Origin of the sequence: uncultured Shewanella sp. (genome assembly GCF_947501225.1) — a bacterium.
Taxonomy (GTDB): domain Bacteria; phylum Pseudomonadota; class Gammaproteobacteria; order Enterobacterales; family Shewanellaceae; genus Shewanella.
The window spans coordinates 65,024-90,205 of record NZ_CANMUW010000016.1 but is presented as its reverse complement, the minus strand read 5'-3'; the positions used below and the strand labels follow the sequence as shown (position 1 = coordinate 90,205).

Genomic DNA, 25,182 nt, shown 5'->3' with positions numbered 1-25,182 from the left:
ATTTATGCAGGATGCATATAAATGGTCTCGAAGCTGACCATGACAGGCGCACTCTTTAATTAACACGGAAAATCCCCAGCACTTCGTGTTGGGGATTTTTTTCGTTTAACGGCTTTTGAAATGACCACTCGAACATGGGGAAAGTGTAGGACCGGCTTTAGCCGGGAATGGTATGCTTCGTTGTATATCCTTCGCGGCTGAAGCACGCTCCTACATAGGAGAAGGACGCTTCTACCATATGATGTTTAGGATTAATAAATAGCTTGATGGCAGGGATGCCAATGAAAGGCCATGTAGGTATCGCAGCAGCTATGGGCTTGTGGCCGGAAGTTGCTCCATGCACTTTCTGCATTCACCACATCCTTGTGGTTTAGCGCGCAGCTATAGCGTAGCTGAACATGACAGGTGCCTTTGCTCTGTGAAAAACAGTAATCTCTGTGCGGCCATTACTTACCCCTTCGATTCTGATACTCTTGGTAACAGCTTATTGGGTTTACACCTGCTTAAGCTTCTAATCTTATAGACTTTTGCCTATAAGTTGAATAACCGTTAGCATAAGCTCACGCTTGCTATTTTGTCATTTTGCCCAGGGTAATCTTACTTTTGTTGAAATTGAGTCGGCCCTCTTTGGTCTTTGTTGTTCCAATATTTACTCTCACTCTATACTTCTGCCTTACTTGTGTAGAGTTTTTCTATGAGCGGAGTGAAATGCAAAGAGAGGCGATTACCAACGAAGTTAAGCGCATCGAGCAGCACCTCATAAAAATGCAGCATATTGTCGAGTCGGCTCTGTCTATTCATGATGCCGCCAGAATCGAGCAGGAACTCTCCTTTGCCGCCACAGACCTCAATATCATCGTTTACACCATACTTAATCAGGCTGGCCATATACGTTATGCCAATCATATTGTTTGGAGAGGAAGTAAGGCGAACAATGTTATTGATGGATACGATATAAATACTCATAGGCAGGCCACAGCAGTAAATACGCCTTTTATTGCTGCTAACTACGAACGCTTGGCCGTGCAGGCTTATTATCCTTTGAATACAGAGTTTCAATCGAATAGTGCAGATCTACATGATCTTATCTATCTTGAGTACGATATATCTCCCTTGATAAATAAGGTTGATAAAGCAGTACTACAGAGTGCCATGCGTTCATGGGCAATATATCTGTCTGGTATTGTTTTGTTTCTGCTGCTGTTACATTTTTACCTTATTCACCCGCTTCGTGCTTTGAGCCGTCAAGCTGTGGTTGTAAGCAGTAATGCTACCTCCGACCCTAATCAGGATATGACTAAGCCAATCGTCGCTGCATTCAGTGAGGTTGCTGCTATTCAAGATCACCTTACTCATTTTTATCACAGGCTCAGGCATAGTGAGAAGCAATTGAATGACAGTCAGCAACGCTGGTTGTTTGCAGTCGAGGTGTCAAGAAATGGTATTTGGGATTGGAATTTAGTCACTGACGAAGTTTTTCTATCCGATCGCTGGAAGGAGATGCTTGGCTATAGTTCTGATGAGCTTCAAGATGAGCTCAAAACCTGGCAGGGGTTATTGCATCCCGAAGATAAGGCTGATGCCTTAGCTGCTTTAAATAAGTACCTGAATAATGAGACCGATGAATTTGAGAGTGTCCACAGGCTTCAACATAAAGCAGGTCACTATATATGGGTGTTGGATAGAGGAATGGTTGTTGACTGGGATCCTAAGGGATGCCCTGTTCGAATGATTGGTACCCATACGGATGTCAGTGATGATGTGCGCAATCAACAAGCTATCATGCATCAGGTTAATCATGATCTCTTAACTGACCTGGCAAATAGGAGAGCCCTATTAGATGAGCTATATCGGTTAAAAGAGCAAAAGCAAGCCGGTACAGCTGCAATTTTCGTCATAGATCTGGATAATTTTAAGACGATCAATGATGCACTCGGCCACCATCATGGTGATAGGCTGTTGATCCAAGTGGCGGCCCGTCTCTCCAGTTACTTTTCTACAAATGCGTTTATCGCCAGATTAGGGGCCGATGAGTTTGTGATCCTTGCTCAGGGACTATCAGATGAAATGGGCGCTGCAAAGCGGCGTATGATGGCCTTAGCCAGCCAGATCAGGCAGATGATAGGTCGCAGCTTTCATATTAATAATCAAACGCTGAATATCTCTGCCAGCGTCGGGATTTGTCTTCTGGATAACCTGAGTTCTATCGAACCTGAGCAGGTGTTGCAACATGCCGATTTAGCAATGCACCAAGCGAAAGAGCAGGGGCGTGATGCTCATGTCGTTTACTGTGCAGAGATGGAGCAGGTGGCACAAAATAACTTGCTCATTAAGAGTGAGCTCAAGAGTGCAATTGAGCTTGATCAACTCTCCCTCGTTTATCAGCCCATTGTCGATCGTGACGGTGAAATTGTGTGTGCTGAAGCCTTGCTGAGATGGCAGCACCCGGAGCATGGTAATATTCCGCCATCACAGTTTATCCCCATTGCGGAAGGGAGTGGTCTTATTCAAGAGATAGGTCAGTGGGTATTAGCAGAAGCGTGCCGCTATGTTACCAGGCTTAAAGGAGAAGATATTGAACTCGATTCTGTTGCTATCAATGTCAGTGCGAGACAGTTTAACGATGATGGTTTTGTAGAGGGGCTGCTGAAGCTTGTAAATCAGCACGGGCTGTCAGCCGATTCTTTAGAGCTCGAATTAACAGAGTATGCCTTGCTTACCAACCTGGATATCATCAAGCAGCGGATGAACCTATTGAAGGAAGCCGGAGTATCCATCGCTATCGACGACTTTGGTACCGGATATAGCTCATTGAGCTATTTGCAGAGTCTACCACTATCCAGACTGAAGCTGGATGCTGCCTTTGTAAGTCAGATCGGTGTTAATGATGCTTCAAACTCTATTGTTATCGCCATCATCAATATGGCTCATAGCCTGAATCTGCAGGTGGTTGCCGAAGGGGTTGAGACTCAGCAGCAGTATGAATTCTTATTAAACCATAATTGCGATACCTTCCAGGGATATCTGTTTAATCGCCCATTAACTGCCGAAGGTTTTATTCAGGCGGTGAAGTCCGGGAGTTCCCTTTCATTACAATCTGTAATTTAAGCGATGTTATTCGAAAAAGAAGAAGTAACTCATTAAGATAAATGAGAACAATGCTCCAACTATAACAGGCTAGTGTGAATATCACCCGAACGCCGAGCTGGAGTAGTCATTACAAGAATCATTTTTTATTGCTTCGGTCTATTCAGCGCAGCCCGTGAGTTGATGGTCACCGGTCAGCTTGGTTATCCACTGGATGATCACCGGGAAGCTAAAGGGAGCCAGGCTCCCTTTCAGATTAAGTGGAATGGGTTGTTATGAATGATGAGAGGCCAGAAATTTGAGTAGAGCGCTGACGGCAAAGTTACGGGCTTCATCTTTTTCCATATAGACCTCATGGCGGGCCTTAGGGATGTTGAGTAGCTGACATAGCCCGCCAACGGCGTGATATTGAGCGAAGTTATCGACAACCGTGTCTTCATCGGCCTGAAGGATCAGTATTGGCACAGGGCTATTTCGTGCCGCCGAGATAGCCCTGTGTGCCGCATCGATAGACTCATGTAGCCAGCGGTTGGTTGGTGAGCCTACCTGTACCTGTGGATGTTGTTGGTACAACTTCTTGTAGTTCTCATAGCGAAGCTGGCTATGGGTCAGATCGTTTTTGGCAAACTCAACGGACTCATAGTCTCCTCCCCCTAATATATAGTTAGGCCCTTTGTTTGAGTCTGTTGTGTCGAGTAATCGGGCCAGCCAGCGAATAAAGCGGCGACCTACAGGTAGCTTAATGCCATACATGGGAGCTGAAAAGGCGGCAGCTCTGAAGGTATCGGGATGCCTCTCCATGTATAGGGTGCCTATGGTTCCTCCCATGGAGTGGCCCACGAGAAACAGGTCCCGATACCCTTTGGGTTTAACTACGGTTTCTATAAAGTGAGCAAAGTCATCAATATAGGTCTCAAATCTGTCTATATGTCCCTGCTGGGGATTATCCGTGGTTCTGCTGGATAGCCCCTGCCCGCGATGATCCAGGGCGTAGATGCTATAGCCCTGGCGGTAGAGATCGAAGATAAGTTCCCGGTATTTTATGTATGACTCAATACGGCCGCTACTTATCACTATGGCTTTCCGGCTTTTTGGGTGTTCGATGAAGGAGTAGGCCAGGCTGATGTCACCATTTTTGATGACCGATTCGGTAACCTGTGACCACATTGCCTGTTGCTCTGTTGAGTCCAGGTTTTGCTCGGATGAGAGTACTATATCGGCGTTATCTGGTTGGGGGGCGGTCTGTGGTTCGAGAGCTATCGACATGATATTTACTGAGATTATTTATCTTGAACAGCAGTGTAGCACAGAGAGTAAATTGGCCGCGAATTATGAACTGAATTGTCTCGTCCCTTAGCCCGCGGCCTACTTAAGTAGAGGTTAGCTACTTTCTAAGTGCTTTTCCGCTCGAGATAAACTCATCTATCTGCTGTTCCAGCACCTGCATCGGTACCGAACCATTTTCCAGAACTGCATCGTGGAAGGCTCGGATATCAAACTTTTCCCCCAACGCATTCTCCGCTTTAGCTCGCAGGCGTTTGATGGTGAGCTCGCCTATCTTGTAAGACAGCGCTTGTCCCGGCCAGGAGATATACCTGTCTATCTCTGTGGTGACATTATGCATAGAGAGTGCGGTATTGCTTGCCATGAAGTCCAGAGCTTGTTGGCGACTCCAGCCCTTGGCGTGCATGCCGGTATCGACAACTAATCTGGCCGCCCGCCACATCTCATAGGTCAATCGACCAAAGTTACTGTAGGGATCCTGATAGAAGCCCGCTTCTAAACCCAGATACTCCGAGTAGAGGCCCCAGCCCTCGCCAAATGCAGAGATATAGCTGTAGCGGCGAAAATTTGGCAATGAGGTGAGCTCGGTATTGAGAGATATCTGCAGATGATGACCGGGTACCGCTTCATGAAGGGTGAGGGCTTCCATCTCGTAAAGTGGTCGCTTATCGAGAGCATAGGTGTTCACCCAGTAATAACCGGGTTCATCGTCTCTGTTGGAGCCTGAGTAGCGCCCGGTAGTATACTTAGGTGCTATCTCGGCCGGCACCTCCTGGATGCCGTAGGGCGTGCGAGGCAATTTACCAAAAAGCTTTGGCAGCATGGCGTCGGCTTTTTTAGCTATGTAGGCGGCCTCTTTCAATAGCTCCTCGGCAGTTTTCGGGTAGAACTGAGGGTCGGTTCGCAGGAAGTGGAGAAAGTCTGCAAAGGAGCCTTCAAAACCCACCTCCTCGATAATCGCCTCCATCTCTGACCGGATACGTTTGACCTCTTTTAATCCCAGTTGGTGGACCTCGTCTGAGTTCAAGTTCAGGGTGGTGTAGTACCTGACCCTGTTTTCGTAGAAGGCTTCACCGTCGGGAAGGCTGGCGGTGGCTATGGTGGTGCGAGCCCCGGGAATATATGTTTGTGTCATAAAATCATAGAACTGATGGTACAGAGGTAATACTGTGTTCTTAATCAGCTCTGTCCCTTCCAGAGTCAGTGCCGCCTTCTGAGTGTCACTAAAATGCTTCGGATACTGAGTGAAGGGCTTAAAGTAGCCACTCTCTTCGACCGGAACGATAAAGGCGCTGATGCTCTCTTCAAACCCCTTGAGCGTTATCTTAGGCGGGGTTATGCCGCTTTCCAGCCCCTGTTGCAACCAGTATGTCTGTTGGGCGAAGTAATTTGGCAGCGCGTTTAGTTTGGCGATGTAATTTGTATAGTCCTGCTCGGTTGCAAAGCGGGCCTTAGCTATCGAGGCGATATAGGCATGAAAACCACTTTCGGAAGAGATGGGAAGGTAGTGATCTTTATAGTGGTAGAGGTCTACGCTGTTTTGCAGCTGATCCTGCAATATCTGTACATTAATTTTCTGCTCTTTTGTCAGTGGCGCTCTATCCAGTGCCTTTAGTGAGCCCAGAACCTGCAGCCGTCTCTCGTTGAGGCTGGCGAGGACCTTAGGTGACAGGTCTGCAAGTTGTCCCGCTTTATCTAAGTTGCCTTGGGAATACGCGAAATCCGGGCTGGCATCTAAGGTGATGAGCCATGCCTGCTCGATTAGCGCCTCTAGTTGATCACTGGCTGGTTCTTCGGCTGTGATATCTTGAGTTCGGGGCCGGTCGGTGTTTACCGGGTTGAGTTGGCAGGCTGTTAAGCCTATAACAAGCAGGCCGGGCAGCAGGAGTTTGTGCATTGGAGGTTATTCCTTATATTTATTATGTTGAGCAGGCTGGATGAATTTAGCACTATTTTTAATTTTTGTATGCAATCTCATTGGGAGCTATTTTTTAGGTACAAAAAAACCGACCATGGGTCGGTTTTTTAATTGAGTTATCTTGTAAATCAGATCACTCTGGAGAACTGCTGTTGACGCGCTTTCTCACGATAGTAAACATCGAAGCAGATACAGATATTACGGATCAACAGGCGGCCAGTAGGGCTGATGGTGATCTTTCTGTCTGTGATATCGACCAGCTTATCATCGACAAAAGTTTGTAGTAGTTTCAGATCTTCAGCGAAGTACTCTTCGAACTTGATGCCAAGTTTCTCTTCTATCTGAGCCATATCCAGATCGAAGTGACAGATCAACTGTTTGATGACAACACGACGAATCTCATCGTCACGGTTTAAGCTACAGCCTTTCCAAAGTGCATGACCCGACTTATCAACAGATTCATAGTAAGGGCGGATATCTTTCTGGTTTTGCGCATAACAATCACCGATTTGGCTGATTGAAGATACACCCAGACCTAATAGGTCACACTCTTCCTGCGTGGTGTAACCCTGGAAGTTTCTGTGTAGGCGGCCTTCATTCTGAAGAATCGACAGCTCATCATCCGGCTTAGCGAAATGATCCATACCGATATATTGATAGCCTGCGCCGGTCAGCGTCTCGATAGTCTGGTGCAGCATATCCAACTTCTGTTGCGGGCTGGCTAAGTCTTCATCTTTAATCTTACGCTGTGCTGCAAAGCGTGCAGGCAGGTGAGCATAGTTGAACACAGATAGGCGATCAGGATTAAGGTCCAGAACGCGCTGCATAGTCTCAGCAAAAGTTTCAGGCGTCTGATGTGGTAAGCCGTAGATAAGGTCGATGTTTGTAGAGACAAAGCCAAGCTCTTTTGCTTTCGCCATCAGGTCAAAGATGAACTGCTCATCTTGTTCGCGGTTCACCGCAACCTGAACCTTCTTATTGAAGTCCTGCACACCGATAGAGATACGGTTGAAGCCCGCCTCTTTAAGTGTGTCTAGCATAGACAGTTCAATTTCGCGGGGGTCAACTTCAATCGAGTACTCACCCTCATCAGCCACATTGAAGCTGGATTTAATTAAGGCTGATAACCTTAGGATCTGCTCAGGACTCAGGAAGGTTGGCGTACCGCCCCCCCAATGTATCTGGGTGACCGTATAATCTTTAAATAGTGGTGCACGTTTTACTATCTCTGCTGCAAGGTATTCAATGTACTGATCTGCCTTGTGCTGATGGCGAGTGATCACCTTATTACAGCCGCAGTAGTAACAGAGTTTGGCACAGAAAGGGATGTGGACGTACAGTGACAGCTTGTCACTCTTACTGTTTTCAATTGAAGTCAGCAATTTCTCTTCGGTAAAAGAGTCATCAAATTCCAGCGCAGTAGGATAAGAGGTATAACGGGGACCGCTGTAATTGTATTTTTCGATCATTGACTGATCCCAACTAATTTGGGTGGGCTGCTTCAAGGCGTGTCCTCCGGTAGGGTAGTTTAGCAACGTTTAAAGTATGCATCGTTATCTGCTCAATAACCTTGATCCATGTTGTAAAAACGAATCCGCATAGCATTGAGAGAGTGAATATCCATGAAATAGGGCCGAATGTCTGCGCTCTTATGGGGAATTTGTGCACAGACTCACGCCTTATTGTATTTTACTCTAATGTAAGGCTAATCCTGTCCCGAATATTCATCTTCTGGTGTCAATTAATTATATCTTAGTCACTTCTAATGTAAATGTGTCGGTGTAAAGTTCACCAACTGTTTCGCTTCCTCAAGAATGGCTGCTTCGAGTTCGGCTTCAGAGCGCATGCGAGCGAAATCCAGCTTCATTCGCTGCTTCTTTTCAAGCTGTTTTCTTTCGGCCATGATGGGGTGATCTTCGATGACCTCGAAGTGCTTAAAAATAGCCGGGAATTGTGAGGCAACCTGTTCCGACATGGAGAGAATACCGAATAGTTTGGCTATTCTCATCACGCCCTCAGAGAGTTCACACCTCTCCTCTAACATGGCTGTGGCAATATATCGTATGCTGTCTAAGTGCTCATCGAGTCGGGCTCTGTTTATCTCATCCAGTTCCTGCTGTCGTTTCAGCTTCTGTGCCGTTTGCTTACGTAACCTGAGTAACAGTACCGTAGCATAGGTGGCCAAAGCCGTAATTATGATGAAACCTAAAACCAGAAGTGCAGTCGTCATTACCTGTCCCGTCTTTATGAATTACCATAGAAAAATGGCATCGAAGAGATGCCATTTATATATCAATTAGTCGTTATTTATCTTGATAATCTTTCAACAGGTCTGAGCCTGACTCGAATTTATCGAGAAGATCATCATCGCTGGCCACTGTCGTTTTCATCACGTGTTCCAGATCATCCTCTTCGGTGATCCCCAGGCGCTCCATGAGGGCTTCTATGGTATTCAGTTGCTTGTTAAGCCACTTTTGATCCTCTTCGTTTAGCTCTTTGCCCTCTTCCAGCATATCCAGAAGTTGGTTTAGTCTTGGATCATCTTCCAGCTTAAGCAGACGTTGCTCATCGGTCAGCTTTGGCCCTTTCTCTTTCTTAGGGGTGATCGCTTGCCCGGGAAGGTCGAGTCTGACCGCCTTTTTACTGCCGTGTCGAGGATCTTTTTTCTGGGCTACACTGCTTTTTGGGCTACCTACCAGATTGGCATTGTGGCGGCTTCCAGCTTTATTTCCAGTATCTTTCTTCTTGCCAGCCAGAACGCGTTCATTCTTTTTGGTTCTTGGAGCTAATTTGGGGGCGTTTTCATTGGCTTTACGCGATTTCTTAGAGTGTGACATGGCTTTTTCTCAATAACTGGTAATACAAACTTTATATAGTTGCGCAGCTTAAACATCATCATGCGAACTTTGGCCGCGTTTTATATCAGATCCTGATGGTTTTTGCACCAGAATGAGATCATTTGCTGCGAATAATAGCTTAAAACCGGCCTCTTGGGCCAGAAACTCAAAGGTAGAGCGCTGATAAAAGCTTACGTGGGTGAGGTTATTCTTATGGTGCCACTTATCAAAGGCACTCAGGTCTGTGAGCAATTTTGTGTTGATCGCCAGCCAGCCCCCGGGTTTGAGCAAATTACCGAGCAGTGACCACTCCTTAAGAGGAGAGCGAAAATGTTCGAATACCCTGTAGCAGCATATAAAATCGTACTGACGTTTAAGCAGGTCATGATCGGCGGCAAAATAGGGATCATATTGCTTAAGTGTGTGGTGGCGGGATTCGATATTTAATACCGTTTGAGCTTCTGCAACCCTTCCGAAGTTAAGCCCTGTCAGCGGGAGGTGGGTTTGCTGTTCACACTGAAGCACCAGGCTTATCAGAAACTGCTTTAACTGTTTTTGGTTCTTAGAGGCTTGTTGTTGATACCTGCGCTTCTCTACGGCCGGAGGCAGGTGAGAACTGGCATCGGAGAATACGAGCTGGCATCGGTCGCAAATATAGGTAATGCGCTTCTTATCCTGATGAAATAGTGAGGAGTGCTGATCATGACAGAGGGGACATCTACGCATTGTTATTGAGCGACTCACCATTTTAGAAATCAGATTATTTTGCCATAAAAAAAGGCGACAGTATGACTGTCGCCTTCACAAAGTGTCAAAGACACCAAATCTTATTCCAAGTATCCATACTTGCTATGCGACTTTCCCGGTCAGTATCCATCTTTTTTTAGTCTGCTTTCCATGCATAGTTTTTAGTTGTCGGTCTTCCAGACGCTTTCTTAATTTTCCTGAGTCTTCCTGACCACAGCTTCCGTAGATGGTCTTCATGACACATCACAATCCTATCGTCATCTTTGACGTTAACTAAACCATCCCTGTCATTTTTCAGTTTGTTTAGTGAACAAAGACTCTGAAACAGCATGCTGCGGAGTTATTGTCGCTAAACTTGTAAGGAGAGTGCTATTACAGCGTTTGGCCTTCCTAACCAAGTCCCTACTAATATTTTATGACCTGGACTTCAATATGAAGTCTCGACTCTTATTATTTTTAGAGAGTGGTCTTAAGTTATATTATTGTTATTGAATGTATTTATTCTTATATCTTAAATGTAAATGTTACCGAAAACTGTTCGTTATTATTAAATATTTTTTATACAAACAGATGGGTTCATCTCGGTACGGGCTCATTAAACCTAAATCTGTGATCACTGTCAAGCATGTTTTTGCGGGTAGTTTACGTAAAGGTAAACTTTGAGGGGTAAAAAAAGGTGGCGAAGCCACCTTTTTGTAACAAGTCTGCAATCTTACTTAAGGCTTGATATATATTGAGATAATGCCTCAATATCTTCGCCTGTAAGCTTAGCTGCGACGTCCTGCATCATGCCGTTAATGTCATTGTTACGATTTGCATCATGGAACTTATTCAGCTGAATCTTCAGGTAGTTTGCGTGTTGACCACCAATTGCCGGGAAGCCGGCTAATTCAGATCCACTACCGTCAGGGCCATGACAAGCGATACAGGCTGTGATCCCGCGAACCATGTCGCCACCTTTATAAAGTTGCTCACCGGAGGCTGGGATATCTTTTACTTCAATAAGAGTTTGTACCTGGGAAGAGTAAAATGCTGCAACATCCTTGATATCCTGATCGCTTAGCATTACTGCCATGCCATTCATAATCGGATCGTTACGTCCCTCTTTTCCGGCTGTCTGCGCAGCACTTCGGAAATCATGTAGTTGTTTCTCAAGGTATGTCGCTTGCTGTCCGGCAAGTTTAGGGTACATGTCTATCAGGCTGTTACCATCAACACCGTGACAGGCTGAACAAACAACGGCTTTAGTTTTTCCCGCTTCAGCATCACCCTCTGCCAGCGCAGGAGTAGAGATTGAGGCTAAAACTGATAGCGCAAGAGCTAACTTTTTCATGGCGTTCCAACTTATTGTTTAATTTTTTTGTCCTGAGCTTACTAGCAATGCCTGCAAGCGTGATAAAATGTAACTTATGTGATCGAGGTAATATTTTACACGAAATTGTGAAAATGTAAGCAACTCTTCGATATTTAAAGTGCGAAACATAAAATTTTTTTGGAGTGGGTAGTGTCTGAATCTCGTATTGATTTTCGTAAAGCAAAGTTTTTAATCAGTGCTCCTGATATTGCTCATCTGGATGAGCACTTACCGGGAGATGCTGGAGTGGAAATCGCCTTCGCTGGTCGCTCTAACGCTGGTAAGTCAAGTGCATTGAATTTACTTACTGACCAGAAGAACCTGGCCAGAACCAGTAAAACTCCGGGGCGAACCCAGTTAATCAATGTTTTTGAGTTAGATGAGCATCGTCGTCTGGTGGATCTTCCCGGCTATGGATTTGCTCAGGTCCCTCTCGCCATGAAAAAAAAGTGGCAGCAGGCGTTGGGTGAATACCTGCAGGAGCGTCAATGTCTGGGAGGGATGGTGGTATTGATGGATATCAGGCATCCGTTGAAAGATCTGGATATGCAGATGATCGCCTGGGCCGTTGAGAGTGAAATCCCAGTACTTGCCCTGTTGACCAAGGCCGACAAGTTAAAGCAGAGCGAGCGGATGAAGATGGTTAATGAGGTGAGGAAGCACCTGGGTGATTTCGATGACCGGGTTAAGGTCGAACCTTTCTCATCGCTGAAAGGAATAGGTAAGCCAAAGGTTCTGGGTATCTTGAATGAATGGTGTCATCCACAATGGTTGGTGGATGCAATTGCCGATGCGGAAACTGAAGAGGAGTAACTCTTTGGAATAGCGGCCAGATAAAAGCAGTACCTCTCATTTTACCCTGGTGGAATGAGAGGTTTTTTTTACCTGAAATTTGGGTAAAAAAAAGCCGACGGCATTGCCATCGGCCAAATTAGCTCTTTTGGGGAGAAGCTAAATTCAACAAGACTCAAGTACCATCAAGTTTGACCTAATGGCTCTCAATGACGACAGCATACATCGAATAGCTTCTTATTTAAAGTAAATGCTCTAAATTTTATTTCGGACGAAAAAAAGCCCCAGCAATAAATTGCTGGGGCGCCATAATGTGGCTGTTCACTATAACAGTGATATAAAAAGGTCTGAAAGATAGAACATCTTAACCTCTGTACCCTACGCAGAGAATATTACCTCATTGGACGGAATATGAAAAACTGTTTCTTGAAAAAGACAGTAATTATGTGAAGTCGATCTATCATCTTTGTTTGAAATTGAACGTTTTATGATCGAAAAATGTCGCTTTTTTGTTTAATAATGAGACGGTTAAGCGTATTTGTGTAAAAAACACACCTAAATTGATCTTTTTGCCACATTTAGAGTTTTTACTCGGTGTCATTGGAGAGATTTATATCAATTGGCACTATCTGGAAGCTTGATATAGGTATCGACTCGGTATTACCGGGGTTGAGCCAGTTGTTCATGCCATGGGGGGAGGGGAGTTGTCGTCAGAGTACGACTGGATAAATAAAACGCCCCTTAAGGTAAGGGGCGCGTAAAAGATACCGGGTTATGGGCTGGTTTGGCTAGTGAGCCTGCTCCCAGTTGTCACCGAGTCCGGCTTCGGCTAATAGCTCTACATCAAGATCCGCTGCTTCGGCCATCAGCTGACACACCTTCTCCTGCAGCGCTTCGGCTTTGTCATTGTCGACCTCAAACACCAATTCATCGTGCACCTGCATGATTAGGGTGATCTCACCCTTGGTATCTTTTGCGATCCAGTCGGCAATCGATATCATCGCCTTCTTGATGATATCTGCGGCTGTTCCCTGCATCGGAGCATTAATGGCGGCTCGCTCGGCCGCCTGGCGTCGCATGGCATTTCTGTCTTTAATGGCCGGCAGATACAGGCGTCTACCATAGAGTGTGGATACATAGCCGAGATCTGCGGCTATTGCCCGTGTCTCCTCCATGTAGTTAAGCACGCCGGGATAACGTTTAAAGTAGGTATCGATATACTTTTGAGCTTCACTGCGGGGGATATCCAGCTGTCTTGCGAGACCGAATGCCGACATGCCATATATCAGGCCAAAGTTTACCGCCTTAGCGCGGCGTCTCTGTTCGGTTGTGACCTCGCCGAAATCGACGTCGAAGACCTCGGCCGCCGTTGCTTTATGAATATCTTTACCTTCGGCAAAGGCTTTGAGTAAGCCTTTATCCTGAGAGAGGTGTGCCATGATACGTAGCTCTATTTGAGAGTAATCGGCAGCGAGTACCTTTCGGCCCTCCTGTGCGATAAACGCATGACGGATCCGTCGCCCCTCCTCTGTTCGTATCGGGATATTCTGTAGATTCGGCTCACTGGAAGATAGGCGCCCGGTTGCAGCATTTGCCTGATGATAGCTGGTGTGAACACGACCGGTTTGTGCATTAACCATCAGCGGAAGTTTATCGGTATAGGTGCTCTTTAATTTTGCCAGGCTTCTGTGCTGCAGAATAATCTTAGGTAACGGGTAATCTAAGGCTAATTCAACTAACACCTCTTCCGCCGTCGATGGCGCGCCTTTTGGTGTCTTTTTGATGACCGGGTAGCCCAGTTTTTCAAAGAAGAGCGTTTGTAGCTGTTTCGGAGAGCTCAGATTAAAGGGTTCTCCGGCAATGTCATAAGCCTGCTGCTCAAGCTCATCGATGGTTCTGGCGAGCTCTTCAGTTTGTTGACCCAGCAGCATGCTGTCGATGAGTACACCCTGGCGCTCCATATCTGAGAGTACCTGGACCAGAGGTAGTTCGATATCGGTAAACACCGAGGCTAACTCAGGCTCTTTTTGCAACCTTGGCCACAGATGTTGATGTAACCGTAAGGTGATATCAGCATCTTCTGCTGCATAAGGTGCGGCCACCTCTAATGGAATCTGGTTGAAGGTGAGCTGTTTTGCTCCCTTCCCCGCGATCTCCTCAAAGCTGATGTTTTTATGACCCAGATACTTCAGGGCTAAATCGTCCATATTATGCTTGGATGCGACCGAGTTGAATACGTATGACTCGAGCATGGTATCGAAGGCGATGCCCCGCAGATTTATGCCGACATTAGCCAGAATGCTGATGTCATATTTTAAGTTCTGGCCAACTTTTTTTATTTCGGTACTTTCCAATATGGGCTTCAGCTTAGCCAGTGCTTCGCTCTGCTTAATCTGCTGCGGTGCATCAAGATAGTCGTGGGCTAAGGGAAGGTATGCGGCTTTGCCCGCCTCCACGGCAAAGGAGATCCCGACAAGCTTGGCCTCCATGTAGTTAAGGCTGGTTGTTTCCGTGTCTAGTGCGAAGAGATCGGCTTTTGATAGCTTATCTATCCAGAGATCGAGTTCATCATGGGTCAGAATCGTCGTGTATTCTGCTTCGATATCTTGTTTTGGCTGTTCATCTTCACCCGTTGAATCTTGAGTTGAAGAGTTTGAGCCGTTCTTACTATCCAATATCTCGGCCAGCCAACGTTTGAACTCCATCTCGCCATAGCATTTTATCAATTCATCTTTATCTGCAGGGGCTATGCTTAACTCCTTCCAGTCCTGCTCGAGCTCAACATCGAGTTTGATGGTTGCGAGCTCATAGGAGAGCCTTAACATCTCACCGTGTTCGGCTAATTTCGCCGGCATAGTCTTAGCGCCTCTGAAGCCAAGTTCCGGCATCTTCTCGGGAGCTGCAAGGATATCATCTATGCTGCCGGCTCCGGTCAGCATGGCAAGAGCCGTTTTCTCTCCGACGCCGGGAAGGCCGGGAATGTTATCGGCTTTATCGCCCTGAAGCGCCAAAAGATCGATAATTAACTCAGGCCCCACACCAAACTTTTCGGTAACCTCATCGGGCCCCATGATGGTGTTGGTCATGGTATTGATCAGGGTGACATTGTCATCGACAAGCTGAGCCATATCCTTATCACCGGTGCTGATCAAAACTGCACGACCCTCTTTACTGGCTTGGCTCGAGATGGTTCCGATGACGTCGTCGGCTTCGACGCCGGGAATAGAGATAAGGGGTAAGCCAAGTGCCCGAATGATTCTGTGTAATGGCTCAATTTGAGAGCGAAGATCATCCGGCATAGCCGGCCTATGAGCCTTGTACTCTTCATACATATCGTTACGGAAGGTTTTTCCTTTCGCATCAAATACAACAGCCATCTGGCTGGGCTTATACTGATTGAGTAGGCTGCGAAGCATGTTAATTACACCATAGACAGCCCCGGTCGCTTCACCTTTGGAGTTGGTCAGGTGTGGTGGCGCGTAATAAGCTCGATATAGATAGGAGGATCCATCCACAAGAACTAAAGGGTTTTCGGCAATTTTTGGCATAATTAGTATTCGATTTTGGGTTTTCGATGATGCCGCTAGCATGCCACATAAGGGCGTTTTCGGCCATTGGAAATTAATTGATAGCCTGTGGATAACTCTGTGAGTGAAAAATAGCTTAAGGGGTAATCGCCTGTGAAGGGATCACCTTGCTTGTTGTGTAAGCTTTTGATTTTTGGCTCTAAATCAAAAAAGTGTGAGGTGGGTATAAGTTTCTTGAAAATGATCTCAATTTGTGGACTTAATTTTTTCCCTCTCTTTGCCGACTCTGTGCTTGGCTAAATATTCAGCGCTTGATAAAGTCGAGGAACTAACTTAGCACGAAAAATAATCGGATCAAGTTATTTGTTGTGGTCTTGTTAAAATAAAAAAGTATATGGAGAGCGTTTTTAATGAAAAAAATAGCAGTTTTATTGAGTGGCTCGGGTGTATTCGATGGTTCAGAGATCCATGAGTCAGTTTTAACTATGTTGGCGCTCACTAAACTCGGTGCAAGTTATCACTGTTTCGCTCCGGACATAAAGCAGATGCATGTGGTCAATCACCTGACAGGAGAGGTGGTTGCTGAAGAGAGTCGAAACGTTCTGGACGAGTCAGCTCGGATTGCAAGAGGGGAGATCAGCGCAACCGAACAACTGGATATAGAGGAGTTTGACGGCCTTATCATTCCCGGTGGTTTTGGCGCGGCAAAGAATCTATGTAACTTCGCGACGAATGGAAGTGACTGTGAGATCTCTCTCGAGGTCTCTGATTTTATCTCTGAATTTGCCGATGCGAAGAAGCCGGTCGGCTTTATCTGTATCGCGCCAGTTATGATCCCGCTTCTATATGGTGCGGGTGTGACCGGAACAATAGGAGATGATATCGATACGGCCCAGGCCTTCAACTTGATGGGCGGGCATCATCAGGATGCTGTCGTACAGGACATTGTCGTCGATGAGGTCAATAAGGTTGTCAGCACACCGGCATATATGTTGGCCGGTAATATTGCCGAGGCTAACGAAGGGATCGAGAAGCTGGTAAAGAAAGTGCTGGAGATGGTTTAGAGGAAGGTCATAGTTCACAGGTTCTAGGTTCTAGAGCGCTTCGCTTCGAGGAGCTGCGCTCTAGGTGGTAGCCCCAATAAGTGGTTGTAAATTAGATCGTATCTGCCATTTTCATTAGAAAAAGTGCAAAACCACCGAATAGAATAACGAAAATGATGAGCATGATAATGAGTGTCTTAGAGTTTGCTGCAGACTCTGCTAAAGCTGATTCGGTGGGAAATAGCTGAGAGATTAAACTCGGATCTTGCGTCTGTTTATTATAAGAGCGCTTACTGGGTTCTTTGTCCATAACTACCTCTATCCCTGAGTGGTTACTGGATACTAATGATGTTTGTTTATTAAATCAAACCTACGGGAGGGGGGATAGCCTGCTCCCTCCACTGCCACGAGCCCGGAGGCATTATCGGCCGCATTCGTAGCAGCCTGGCTCCCAGGCTCTAAAACCCAGGCTCTAAAACCCAGGCTTTAAAACCTAGGTTCTAGCCTCTTCTCTTACTATCAACCCAACCCTGTAACAGGCCTATGGCCAGTCCGCCTAGATGCGCGCCGTTGGCTATCGATAGCCCGAACATATCTGTGAAGCCGAAGATTAACCATAACATCATAAACCCCATATATGCTGGGGGAAGGCCTATCCCCTTCTCCGGCCTCTTCACTCCCATTAGCCAGGTGTAACCAACGACGCCATAGACGACGCCGGAGAGTCCGCCGAAATGCGGGCCTCCCATATAATATTGCAGGATATTGGGTAGGGTGCCCGCAACTAAAAGCAGGGTCAGCAGCGGGGTAATCCCTAACTTATTTTCAATTTTCCCCCCCAGATACCACCACCATAGCAGGTTGAAAATGATATGCAGCGCCGAGAAGTGCATCAGCGATGGAGTAAATAGCCGCCAAACATCTGTGAGTTCGCTGCCTGGAACGGCAGTGAAGAAGGAGAGGAACTCATATATCGGGTTGGCAAACCCCAGATTAAACGCGGTAAAAATCACGATGCAGGTGCAGATAACCGATAAAGTCAGCGGTCCAGCTCCGGTTACAAATTGGGTTAGCAGCTGCAGTGTTGGGGCACCATAGTCAAATTTTACACTCGAATCACCGTTATCCCAGGATGCCTTAAGGTACTTCTCATCATAGGGGTTTTGAATAAACTTTTGATACTCCATGCTTGCGCGTGCACTATCCCGATCATGGGTTACCATCAAGATCACACCCTGTTCGGCGGGAACGACCTGGCAATCGATCTTTTGCCCCTTAAGGTAGTCGACGAGTGCCTGGGCCGCACGTTCATTGGGTAATCTGCCTATTTCAATCATCGGGTATCCTTATCGGCGTGCCGCCTGAACAGCTTAAGGTTATATCGGAAAAGGTTATGCGTGGGCTTCACGCCAGGCCTGATAACCACCATCCAGGCTATATACATGATCGAAGCCCTGCTCGACCAGATATTGCGCCGCACTCTGGCTGCTTATTCCATGATAACAGATGACGATGAGTGGCAGATCCATATCGGCTTGCGCGATAAATTCGGCTAAGTTCTCATTAGAGAGGTTGACCGAGCCCTCTACATGGCCCGATTCGAAGCTGGCCGCATCCCGAATATCGGCTATCTGGATATCAGGGGTACTCTCAGAAAGCTCGATGAGTTGATTGACGCTAAAATGCTGGAAGCTTGACATAGTGGAGCTCTTTAAAGGGGAGTCGGTAATTTAAGTGTGCAGTATGGGGCTGTATTAGTACAGCCCCAGGCGGATAACTAATCCCAGTCGAGGATAACCTTACCCGATTGACCCGAGCGCATGGCGTCGAAGCCCTGCTGAAAGTCATCGACTTTGAAGTGGTGGGTAATGATGGGAGAGATATCTAATCCAGATTGGATCAGGCTCGCCATCTTGTACCAGGTTTCAAACATCTCACGGCCATATATCCCTTTCAGGATTAACCCCTTGAAGATCACCTTGCTCCAGTCGATCGCCATATCTCCACCGGGAATGCCCAACATGGCAATTTTGCCACCGTGGTTCATCGTCTCCAGCATGGAGTGAAATGCGCTCGGGACTCCCGACATCTCAAGACCAACATCGAAACCCTCTGTCATTCCAAGCTCCTTCATCACCTCTTCGAGGTTTTCCTTGGCGACATTGACGGCGCGGGTAGCCCCCATCTTATTGGCAAGCTCGAGACGATACTCATTGACGTCTGTGATCACCACGTGGCGTGCACCGACATGACGGCAAACGGCCGCGGCCATAATACCGATAGGGCCGGCACCGGTGATCAACACATCTTCACCGACCAGGTCGAAAGATAGCGCCGTATGCACGGCATTACCGAAAGGATCGAATATTGATGCAAGATCATCTGAGATATCATCAGGAATTTTAAAGGCATTGAATGCAGGAATAACCAGGTATTCTGCAAATGCGCCGTCACGATTGACACCGACTCCGGAGGTATTGCGGCACAGGTGTGTTCGTCCACCTCGACAGTTGCGGCAATGACCGCAGGTAATATGTCCTTCACCGGAAACCCGGTCACCGACGTTGAAGCCGCGCACCTCAATGCCCATATCGACGACTTCGCCAACATATTCATGTCCAACGACCATAGGGGCTGGAATGGTATTTTGTGACCACTCGTCCCAGTTATAGATATGAACATCGGTTCCGCAGATCGCCGTTTTCTTTATCTTAATCAGCAGATCGTTATGGCCCATCTCCGGCTTGGGAGCATCGACCATCCAGATACCTTCTTCTGGTTTCAATTTACTCAGTGCTTTCATTTTATAACCTTACCTGATGTTAGCGCATCGACCATCCAGATCTCTTTCTCTGGTATCAATTTACTCGCTGCAATCATGTTATAACCTTAGTTTACCCGGATGTTTCCATCCGGATTGCCTGTTTAAATGATACCCATCTCTTTGGCGATACGGGTAAATGCATCGATAGCTCTGTCAAGCTGCTCTTTGGTATGAGCCGCAGACATCTGAGTGCGGATGCGTGCCTGACCCTTAGGTACTACGGGGAATGAGAAACCTATGACGTAGATGTTCTCCTCCAGCAATCGATTTGCGAAGTCACCGGCCAGCTTAGCATCGCCTATCATAACCGGGATGATCGCATGATCGGCACCACCTAAAGTAAAGCCTGCTTCGGTCATTTTTTCACGGAAGTAACGGCTGTTCTCCCAAACTGCTTCACGCAGTGCCTGTCCGGACTTAAGCATCTCGAGTACATGAATAGATGCGGTAACGATTGAAGGAGCAAGTGAGTTAGAGAACAGGTATGGACGAGAGCGCTGACGTAACCAATCAACCACCTCTTTCTTCGCCGATGTAAACCCGCCGGATGCTCCACCTAGCGCCTTACCTAATGTACCTGTGATAATATCGACACGGTCCATTACCTCACAGTATTCGTGTGTTCCGCGACCATTTTCTCCGACAAAACCTACCGCGTGCGAGTCATCAACCATGACGAGAGCACCATATTGATCGGCGAGATCACACACGCCCTTCAAGTTGGCAATGACGCCGTCCATGGAGAACACACCATCGGTAGCAATCATTATGTTGCGGGCTCCGGCTTCCTTGGCGGCTTTAAGCTGAGTCTCAAGATCGGCCATATCGTTGTTGGCATAACGGAAGCGCTTGGCTTTGCAGAGTCGAACGCCGTCGATAATTGACGCATGATTGAGTGCATCTGAGATGATAGCGTCTTCGGCGCTCAGCAGTGTTTCAAAAAGACCCGCATTGGCATCGAAACATGAAGAGTAAAGAATCGTATCTTCCATACCTAAGAATTCGCTCAGGCTTGATTCGAGCTGCTTATGGATATCCTGAGTACCACAAATAAAGCGTACGGAAGCCATGCCGAAGCCATGGTCACTGAGTCCGGCCTGAGCGGCTTTTATCAACTCAGGGTGGTTAGCGAGTCCAAGGTAGTTATTGGCACAGAAGTTCACCACCTCGGTTCCATTGACTTGAATTTCGGTTTGCTGAGGAGAGACGATTACTCGCTCACTCTTGTATAAACCTTCGGCTTTAACGTCTTCGAGCTGTTGTTGAATTTGATTGTAGAATGAGGTCGTTGCCACCTGAATTCTCCTTCATTTGCATTATTTTGAGTATGGGAGTGGCGGCATTTTAACCTTAAAATTGCTAGCCCTACAGCCTTTTTTTATCGGCAGTAGCAAGATTAATTAGTTTAGGGGATGCAGCCTTTTTACATTAATAAAACTAATCGTTAACGTGGGGTGAAAAAGCACCAGTGAGGCCTCTGCACCACTAAGCTACCTACACATATAGCTGTTATTTTAGAAAGGTTTGTTGAAAGGGGTTAATTAAATTGGCGAAAACTCGTCTGAATAACAGAGCGCCGGCAGTGACACCGGCGCTGAAACTCAGGCACTCTTAGCCGCAGGTGATGCTGCCAGCCTGCGATAGTGCTGCTCGAGTCTGACAAAGGTCGCCCTGGATTCCGGCGTTGAATAGGCTTTCGCAATCATCAACAACCTAAGCAGGCCTTCATAGAGTGAGGTCTTGGTGATGCTGGTATCGACAGAGTGGATCTGTTTATAGCCAATCCAGAAGCTGACAATCATCTTCATCGTTTCGGTAAGGGGGATGATCTCTTCCGGTTCTATCGAGAGCACGCCATCCTGGTTTAACTGGATCAAGATCTGGCTACTGCGGGTGAGCACCTGCTTCTGGGCTGCCAGATAGAGTGTTTTAAGCTCCTCATCACGGCTTAGAATGTCGGTCAGATTGGCGTACATGAAGCGAAACTCCCACATTGCGTAGAACATGGCGTCAAAGTAGCTGATGAGTAGCTCGATGCTTATCGGCTCACCCTCGTAGGGCTGGAAACCTGACTCGAGATGATCATGGTACAGGGCAAAAATGGAACGGATAATGTCCTCTTTATTACGGAAGTGGTAATAGAGGTTACCCGGACTGATGCCCAGGTGCGCTGCGATATGATTGGTAGTGATATTCCTTTCACCGTGTTCGTTAAACAGCTCCAAGCTGGTATAGATAATTTTATCGCGGGTTTTCATTTGCGTCCCAATTGGATTCATTATTGATGAGCCAGGTTCATCTTTAATCGGCAGTTTGTCTGAGCAATTACCATTTTTGTCATAGTATTTGTCAAATAATAGTCAACATACTAGCACTGACAGAATTAATCAGGCAAAGCTCAATTATAAAATGACTGAGTATGGCGCAAAGTGACACTCATCTCATTAACTCTCTTGGCAACTCAGACCACTTAGGTTGGAGCGGCTCGATAGCGAACCGGTCACCTATCGGGAAAACTGCAGAGCCGGTTCGTTAAAATAGGCGCTATTTTAACGAACCGGCTAAGGTGATAAATTTGTCGGGGTAAACTGGGTACTAAGAGGCCAGTGAATGGACATCCAGATTGGGCATAAAGCAGGTGTTAGCCATGGCCTGATAGTGTTGCTCAAGCCTGGTGAAGGTTCCCTGAGACTCCGGCGTTGCATGGGCCTTGAAGATCATCAACACTCTGAGTAACCCCTCATACAGAGAGGCCTTGGTGATGGTGGCATTATCTGAGTGAGTCTGCTTATAGCCAATCCAGAAGCAGGCGATCATTCTCATGGTGTCGGCTAAGGGGGTTATCTGCTCCTGCTCTATGGCGAGTACCCCATCCTGCTTAAGTTTAGAGAGAATGTGGCTGGAGCGATTTAACGCTTGTTGTTGAGTGTACTGATATCGCTTCAGAACCGCGCCATCACGGGTCAGGATGTCGGTCAGGTTATCGTACATGAAGCGAAACTCCCACAGGGTTTCGAACATGGTATCGAAATAACCTATCAGTAGCTCCAGGTTGACCTCTTGCCCCATATAGGGCTGAAAACCTGAGTCTAAGTGAGTCTCATACAGTTGAAATATTGAGCTGATGATATCTTCTTTATTACGGAAGTGGTAATAGAGGTTTCCGGGACTGATATTGAGGTATGCGGCAATATGATTTGTTGTGATATTTCTTTCTCCGCGTTCGTTAAATAACTTTAAACTGGCGTGGATGATTTTATCGCGGGTCTTCATATCGAACCTGGTACAGTAACAATCGACTGATTAAATAAGCTAACTCAACTCACCAGGAATGTCAGGTAAATTATCTTTAATCTGAGGCTTATAGGCAGGATTAGTGTGTTAAAATTATTGCATTATATGGTGCTACTCAATTAAGCGTATGGGCGAATGAACCGTTTTCTTTATTCAATATTACTCTACCTACTCTCTCCGCTATTGGTTTTATATTTAGCCGTACGTGCCATCAAGAGTTCCGACTACCGAGGTCGGTGGGGGGAGAGGTTTGGTTTTACGCCCCTTAACAGGAGTGATCTGCTTATTCACTCTGTCTCCATGGGGGAAACCCTGGCGGCGGTTCCTCTGATCAGAGCTATTCAACAGGCACATCCGCAGCTTACCATCACGGTGACCACGACCAGCCCGACCGGCTCTGCCGAGGTGAAAAAAGCATTCGGTGACAGCGTTCAGCATAGTTACCTGCCTTTCGACCTGCCTTGGTGTGTTCGTCGCTTCCTGAAACAGGTGAGCCCGCAGTGTTGCATCATCATGGAGACCGAGCTTTGGCCTAACCTGATCCACTATGCCTCACGTTCAGGGGTTAAGTTGCTGCTTGCCAATGCGCGCCTATCTGAAAAGTCGGCCAATCAATATCAGAAGCGGATAACGCTATCTCAACCTATGCTGCAGAGTCTGGATTCGATTGCGGCCCAGTCACAGCAAGCCGCGGAGCGTTTTATCGCGCTCGGTGTCGACGCCGGTAGGGTTGAGGTGTGTGGCAGCCTGAAGTTCGACCTCAGCGTTGCCGATGAGAAGCGTGAGCAGGCCAAGGCGTTGCGTCAGCAGTGGCGCCCGGCTACCAGCCCTGTATGGATCGCCGGCAGTATCCATCCCGGTGAGTTCGATGCCATCCTGGCTGCACATAGAGAGCTGTTATCCGTGTCTCCCGATGCCCTGCTTATCATGGTGCCTCGCCATCCGGAGAAGTTTGAAGCGGCAGCCTCGAAGCTATCCGAAGCGGACTTCACCTTTGCCAGACGTAGCCTGAAAGAAGATGTTAATGAAGATATTCAGGTACTGCTTGGCGACACCATGGGAGAGTTATTAACCTTCTATGGCGCCGCCGATCAGGCATTTGTCGGCGGTACAATCGTTGAAAATGGCGGCCATAATCCGCTGGAGCCTGCGGCATTGGGCTTACCGGTATTTGTCGGCCCGCATCATTGGGATTTCGCCGAGATAACGGAACTGCTCAACGAGTCTGGTGCCCTGAAGGTGGTCTCTTCGGCCGAAGAGTTAGGCACAGCTTTAGTGCATAACTTTAAGGACAGAGCGGCATACCAGCTGGCCAGCGAAGCCGGGTTAAGGGTTGTTGACGCCAACAAGGGGGCGTTGCAGAAGCAGTTCTCTCTTGCCAATCGGTTGATTGCCTTCGAATGAAGACTGGTCACATTTTCTATGTGAGTTATGTTACCGACAACCTCCTGATGTCATCCTGAACTTGTTTCAGGATCCAGCTTGAAGGCTGTACCTTCATGGTTATCTATCACCTTCAATGAAGAGGTGTACAGGGAACAAATGCCGTGATCACTAGATGTGAATTGTTGGTGTTGACTAGCGTGCTTGAAGGTCGAACCTTCAATGCTATTTATCACCTGCCGTGGGCTTATGTGCAGATACTTCTGCGAAACGCCGTAAATCCATCCATGGAGGCTCGACGATGGCATCCATGCCATCAACGTCCGCAGCCGCATCTACACTAGTTATCTTCTCTCTTCGATTATCACCATTTTTGATTCTTCCAAGTAAAGCGTAAATTGATTAATGGGAGGTATACTGCTAACTTACTGAAATCATTTTGAATAAGTTGACTTTTTTGATTGAGGAAAACAAGTAGTATGCGGAGTGGTTGTGGGAATTTACGCTAAATAAGTTGTTAGGAGTTTAGGTGAAAACTATCGAGAAATGGGCTGACCGTGTGTATGCGGAAAATGATTTTGGTCGTAGTATGGCAACTTCTATAGCTGGTTTAATTGGCTTAGTCGTTTATCTGCTATCAAAGGACTGGGTAATTGCCGCATTTGCTTCAATTATTACTTTCCCTATTATTCGGATATTTGCTTCAAGCTTCAATGAAAAAGTTGAGCGAAATAAAAAAAGGAAAGCGGAAAAAGAAGAATTAGAAAATTTATATAACAAGCTAAGCTTGGATGAAAAAAATGTAATTGAATCATTTGTAAAGGCTGGCGGTAGCGTTTTAACTTGGACTCAAATGAATAATCAAGATGTTTCTTCAAGTGGAGTTGAATCATTGATTCAACGTGAAATTTTATGGACTTCATATACCGCTGATGGAATGCGTGAAACATTCGTACTAGATTCAAATGTTTTTGATATTTGCAATAAAAAGATGGGTTTAACTAAAAACTCCTAATGTCCTTTGAAAGGACAAAAGCAGTTGGCTTTCGCTCCTTCTTCTCTAATTTTAACCAACTAAATTTTGCCCAAAAT

At 46.7% G+C, this 25,182-nt stretch carries 21 protein-coding genes; 5 read left to right on the top strand and 16 right to left on the bottom strand.

From position 1 onward, the window contains the following. Nucleotides 1-708: 708 nt before the first annotated feature. On the top strand, nucleotides 709-3,108 hold the full coding sequence (locus Q1B47_RS18415; protein ID WP_299796991.1) for a GGDEF domain-containing phosphodiesterase: 2,400 nt from the start codon (nucleotides 709-711) through the stop codon (nucleotides 3,106-3,108). A 252-nt stretch (nucleotides 3,109-3,360) separates the two neighbouring features. On the opposite strand, the gene Q1B47_RS18410 is transcribed toward Q1B47_RS18415, so the two are convergent. The 8 genes from Q1B47_RS18410 to Q1B47_RS18375 all read right to left on the bottom strand — a co-directional run bounded on the left by Q1B47_RS18410 (nucleotide 3,361) and on the right by Q1B47_RS18375 (nucleotide 11,206). Next, the gene (locus Q1B47_RS18410; protein ID WP_299796988.1) at nucleotides 3,361-4,353 is read right to left on the bottom strand and encodes an alpha/beta fold hydrolase; all 993 of its coding nucleotides are present in this window, start codon (nucleotides 4,351-4,353) and stop codon (nucleotides 3,361-3,363) included. Between the two features lie 118 nt (nucleotides 4,354-4,471). Next, nucleotides 4,472-6,268, bottom strand: coding sequence for a DUF885 family protein (locus Q1B47_RS18405; RefSeq protein WP_299796986.1), 1,797 nt, complete (start codon nucleotides 6,266-6,268; stop codon nucleotides 4,472-4,474). A 149-nt stretch (nucleotides 6,269-6,417) separates the two neighbouring features. After that, nucleotides 6,418-7,794, bottom strand: a complete 1,377-nt coding sequence (gene hemN / locus Q1B47_RS18400; RefSeq protein WP_299796984.1) for an oxygen-independent coproporphyrinogen III oxidase — start codon at nucleotides 7,792-7,794, stop codon at nucleotides 6,418-6,420. A 257-nt stretch (nucleotides 7,795-8,051) separates the two neighbouring features. Next, the gene (locus Q1B47_RS18395) at nucleotides 8,052-8,519 is read right to left on the bottom strand and encodes a DUF2489 domain-containing protein (RefSeq protein ID WP_299796981.1); all 468 of its coding nucleotides are present in this window, start codon (nucleotides 8,517-8,519) and stop codon (nucleotides 8,052-8,054) included. Between the two features lie 73 nt (nucleotides 8,520-8,592). Continuing rightward, nucleotides 8,593-9,126, bottom strand: coding sequence for a Der GTPase-activating protein YihI (gene yihI / locus Q1B47_RS18390; protein WP_299796978.1), 534 nt, complete (start codon nucleotides 9,124-9,126; stop codon nucleotides 8,593-8,595). Nucleotides 9,127-9,174: 48 nt separating this feature from the next. Further along, entirely contained in the window at nucleotides 9,175-9,852 is a 678-nt protein-coding gene (locus Q1B47_RS18385; protein ID WP_299796975.1) for a class I SAM-dependent methyltransferase, read from the bottom strand. A 123-nt stretch (nucleotides 9,853-9,975) separates the two neighbouring features. After that, nucleotides 9,976-10,110, bottom strand: a complete 135-nt coding sequence (locus Q1B47_RS18380; protein WP_299796972.1) for a hypothetical protein — start codon at nucleotides 10,108-10,110, stop codon at nucleotides 9,976-9,978. A 475-nt stretch (nucleotides 10,111-10,585) separates the two neighbouring features. Next, nucleotides 10,586-11,206, bottom strand: a complete 621-nt coding sequence (locus Q1B47_RS18375) for a cytochrome c4 (RefSeq protein WP_299796970.1) — start codon at nucleotides 11,204-11,206, stop codon at nucleotides 10,586-10,588. 171 nt (nucleotides 11,207-11,377) lie between these two features. Here Q1B47_RS18375 and yihA point away from each other — a divergent pair, with 171 nt between their 5' ends. Next, nucleotides 11,378-12,040 (top strand): ribosome biogenesis GTP-binding protein YihA/YsxC, encoded by a 663-nt coding sequence (yihA, locus tag Q1B47_RS18370; protein ID WP_299796967.1) that lies wholly within the window; start codon nucleotides 11,378-11,380, stop codon nucleotides 12,038-12,040. Between the two features lie 767 nt (nucleotides 12,041-12,807). Here the strand turns inward: yihA and polA are convergent. Beyond that, the gene (gene polA, locus Q1B47_RS18365; protein WP_299796965.1) at nucleotides 12,808-15,567 is read right to left on the bottom strand and encodes a DNA polymerase I; all 2,760 of its coding nucleotides are present in this window, start codon (nucleotides 15,565-15,567) and stop codon (nucleotides 12,808-12,810) included. A gap of 389 nt (nucleotides 15,568-15,956) precedes the next feature. On the opposite strand from polA, the gene elbB reads away from it, so the two are divergent. After that, on the top strand, nucleotides 15,957-16,610 hold the full coding sequence (gene elbB, locus Q1B47_RS18360) for an isoprenoid biosynthesis glyoxalase ElbB (RefSeq protein WP_299796961.1): 654 nt from the start codon (nucleotides 15,957-15,959) through the stop codon (nucleotides 16,608-16,610). 91 nt (nucleotides 16,611-16,701) lie between these two features. Here elbB and Q1B47_RS18355 read toward each other — a convergent pair whose 3' ends face one another. The 7 genes from Q1B47_RS18355 to Q1B47_RS18325 form a co-directional block, all read right to left on the bottom strand. Next, nucleotides 16,702-16,899: a hypothetical protein gene (locus Q1B47_RS18355; protein ID WP_299796958.1), complete on the bottom strand. Its 198-nt coding sequence runs from the start codon at nucleotides 16,897-16,899 to the stop codon at nucleotides 16,702-16,704. Between the two features lie 190 nt (nucleotides 16,900-17,089). After that, complete coding sequence (glpG, locus tag Q1B47_RS18350; protein ID WP_299796955.1) at nucleotides 17,090-17,926, bottom strand: rhomboid family intramembrane serine protease GlpG; 837 nt, start codon at nucleotides 17,924-17,926, stop codon at nucleotides 17,090-17,092. Nucleotides 17,927-17,980: 54 nt separating this feature from the next. Then, entirely contained in the window at nucleotides 17,981-18,289 is a 309-nt protein-coding gene (gene glpE, locus Q1B47_RS18345) for a thiosulfate sulfurtransferase GlpE (protein ID WP_299796952.1), read from the bottom strand. A gap of 77 nt (nucleotides 18,290-18,366) precedes the next feature. Further along, complete coding sequence (tdh, locus tag Q1B47_RS18340) at nucleotides 18,367-19,392, bottom strand: L-threonine 3-dehydrogenase (RefSeq protein ID WP_299796949.1); 1,026 nt, start codon at nucleotides 19,390-19,392, stop codon at nucleotides 18,367-18,369. A gap of 122 nt (nucleotides 19,393-19,514) precedes the next feature. After that, nucleotides 19,515-20,708: a glycine C-acetyltransferase gene (locus Q1B47_RS18335; RefSeq protein WP_299796946.1), complete on the bottom strand. Its 1,194-nt coding sequence runs from the start codon at nucleotides 20,706-20,708 to the stop codon at nucleotides 19,515-19,517. A gap of 306 nt (nucleotides 20,709-21,014) precedes the next feature. Continuing rightward, complete coding sequence (locus Q1B47_RS18330) at nucleotides 21,015-21,671, bottom strand: TetR/AcrR family transcriptional regulator (RefSeq protein WP_299796943.1); 657 nt, start codon at nucleotides 21,669-21,671, stop codon at nucleotides 21,015-21,017. Nucleotides 21,672-22,008: 337 nt separating this feature from the next. After that, nucleotides 22,009-22,686, bottom strand: coding sequence for a TetR/AcrR family transcriptional regulator (locus Q1B47_RS18325; RefSeq protein ID WP_299796939.1), 678 nt, complete (start codon nucleotides 22,684-22,686; stop codon nucleotides 22,009-22,011). Between the two features lie 156 nt (nucleotides 22,687-22,842). Between Q1B47_RS18325 and waaA the strand changes: the two genes are divergently transcribed. Then, on the top strand, nucleotides 22,843-24,111 hold the full coding sequence (gene waaA, locus Q1B47_RS18320; protein WP_299796936.1) for a lipid IV(A) 3-deoxy-D-manno-octulosonic acid transferase: 1,269 nt from the start codon (nucleotides 22,843-22,845) through the stop codon (nucleotides 24,109-24,111). Between the two features lie 508 nt (nucleotides 24,112-24,619). Then, nucleotides 24,620-25,105, top strand: a complete 486-nt coding sequence (locus Q1B47_RS18315) for a hypothetical protein (RefSeq protein ID WP_299796933.1) — start codon at nucleotides 24,620-24,622, stop codon at nucleotides 25,103-25,105. The last annotated feature ends 77 nt before the right edge of the window (nucleotides 25,106-25,182 follow it).

Bases quoted from the DNA above. Each gene is read 5' to 3' on its own strand.
- Q1B47_RS18415 (WP_299796991.1), top strand. From the start codon at position 709: ATGCAAAGAGAGGCGATTACCAACGAAGTTAAGCGCATCGAGCAGCAC.
- Q1B47_RS18410 (WP_299796988.1), bottom strand. From the start codon at position 4,353: ATGTCGATAGCTCTCGAACCACAGACCGCCCCCCAACCAGATAACGCC.
- Q1B47_RS18405 (WP_299796986.1), bottom strand. From the start codon at position 6,268: ATGCACAAACTCCTGCTGCCCGGCCTGCTTGTTATAGGCTTAACAGCC.
- Q1B47_RS18395 (WP_299796981.1), bottom strand. From the start codon at position 8,519: ATGACGACTGCACTTCTGGTTTTAGGTTTCATCATAATTACGGCTTTG.
- yihI (WP_299796978.1), bottom strand. From the start codon at position 9,126: ATGTCACACTCTAAGAAATCGCGTAAAGCCAATGAAAACGCCCCCAAA.
- Q1B47_RS18385 (WP_299796975.1), bottom strand. From the start codon at position 9,852: ATGCGTAGATGTCCCCTCTGTCATGATCAGCACTCCTCACTATTTCAT.
- Q1B47_RS18380 (WP_299796972.1), bottom strand. From the start codon at position 10,110: ATGAAGACCATCTACGGAAGCTGTGGTCAGGAAGACTCAGGAAAATTA.
- Q1B47_RS18375 (WP_299796970.1), bottom strand. From the start codon at position 11,206: ATGAAAAAGTTAGCTCTTGCGCTATCAGTTTTAGCCTCAATCTCTACT.
- polA (WP_299796965.1), bottom strand. From the start codon at position 15,567: ATGCCAAAAATTGCCGAAAACCCTTTAGTTCTTGTGGATGGATCCTCC.
- elbB (WP_299796961.1), top strand. From the start codon at position 15,957: ATGAAAAAAATAGCAGTTTTATTGAGTGGCTCGGGTGTATTCGATGGT.
- Q1B47_RS18355 (WP_299796958.1), bottom strand. From the start codon at position 16,899: ATGGACAAAGAACCCAGTAAGCGCTCTTATAATAAACAGACGCAAGAT.
- glpG (WP_299796955.1), bottom strand. From the start codon at position 17,926: ATGATTGAAATAGGCAGATTACCCAATGAACGTGCGGCCCAGGCACTC.
- glpE (WP_299796952.1), bottom strand. From the start codon at position 18,289: ATGTCAAGCTTCCAGCATTTTAGCGTCAATCAACTCATCGAGCTTTCT.
- tdh (WP_299796949.1), bottom strand. From the start codon at position 19,392: ATGAAAGCACTGAGTAAATTGAAACCAGAAGAAGGTATCTGGATGGTC.
- Q1B47_RS18330 (WP_299796943.1), bottom strand. From the start codon at position 21,671: ATGAAAACCCGCGATAAAATTATCTATACCAGCTTGGAGCTGTTTAAC.
- Q1B47_RS18325 (WP_299796939.1), bottom strand. From the start codon at position 22,686: ATGAAGACCCGCGATAAAATCATCCACGCCAGTTTAAAGTTATTTAAC.
- waaA (WP_299796936.1), top strand. From the start codon at position 22,843: ATGAACCGTTTTCTTTATTCAATATTACTCTACCTACTCTCTCCGCTA.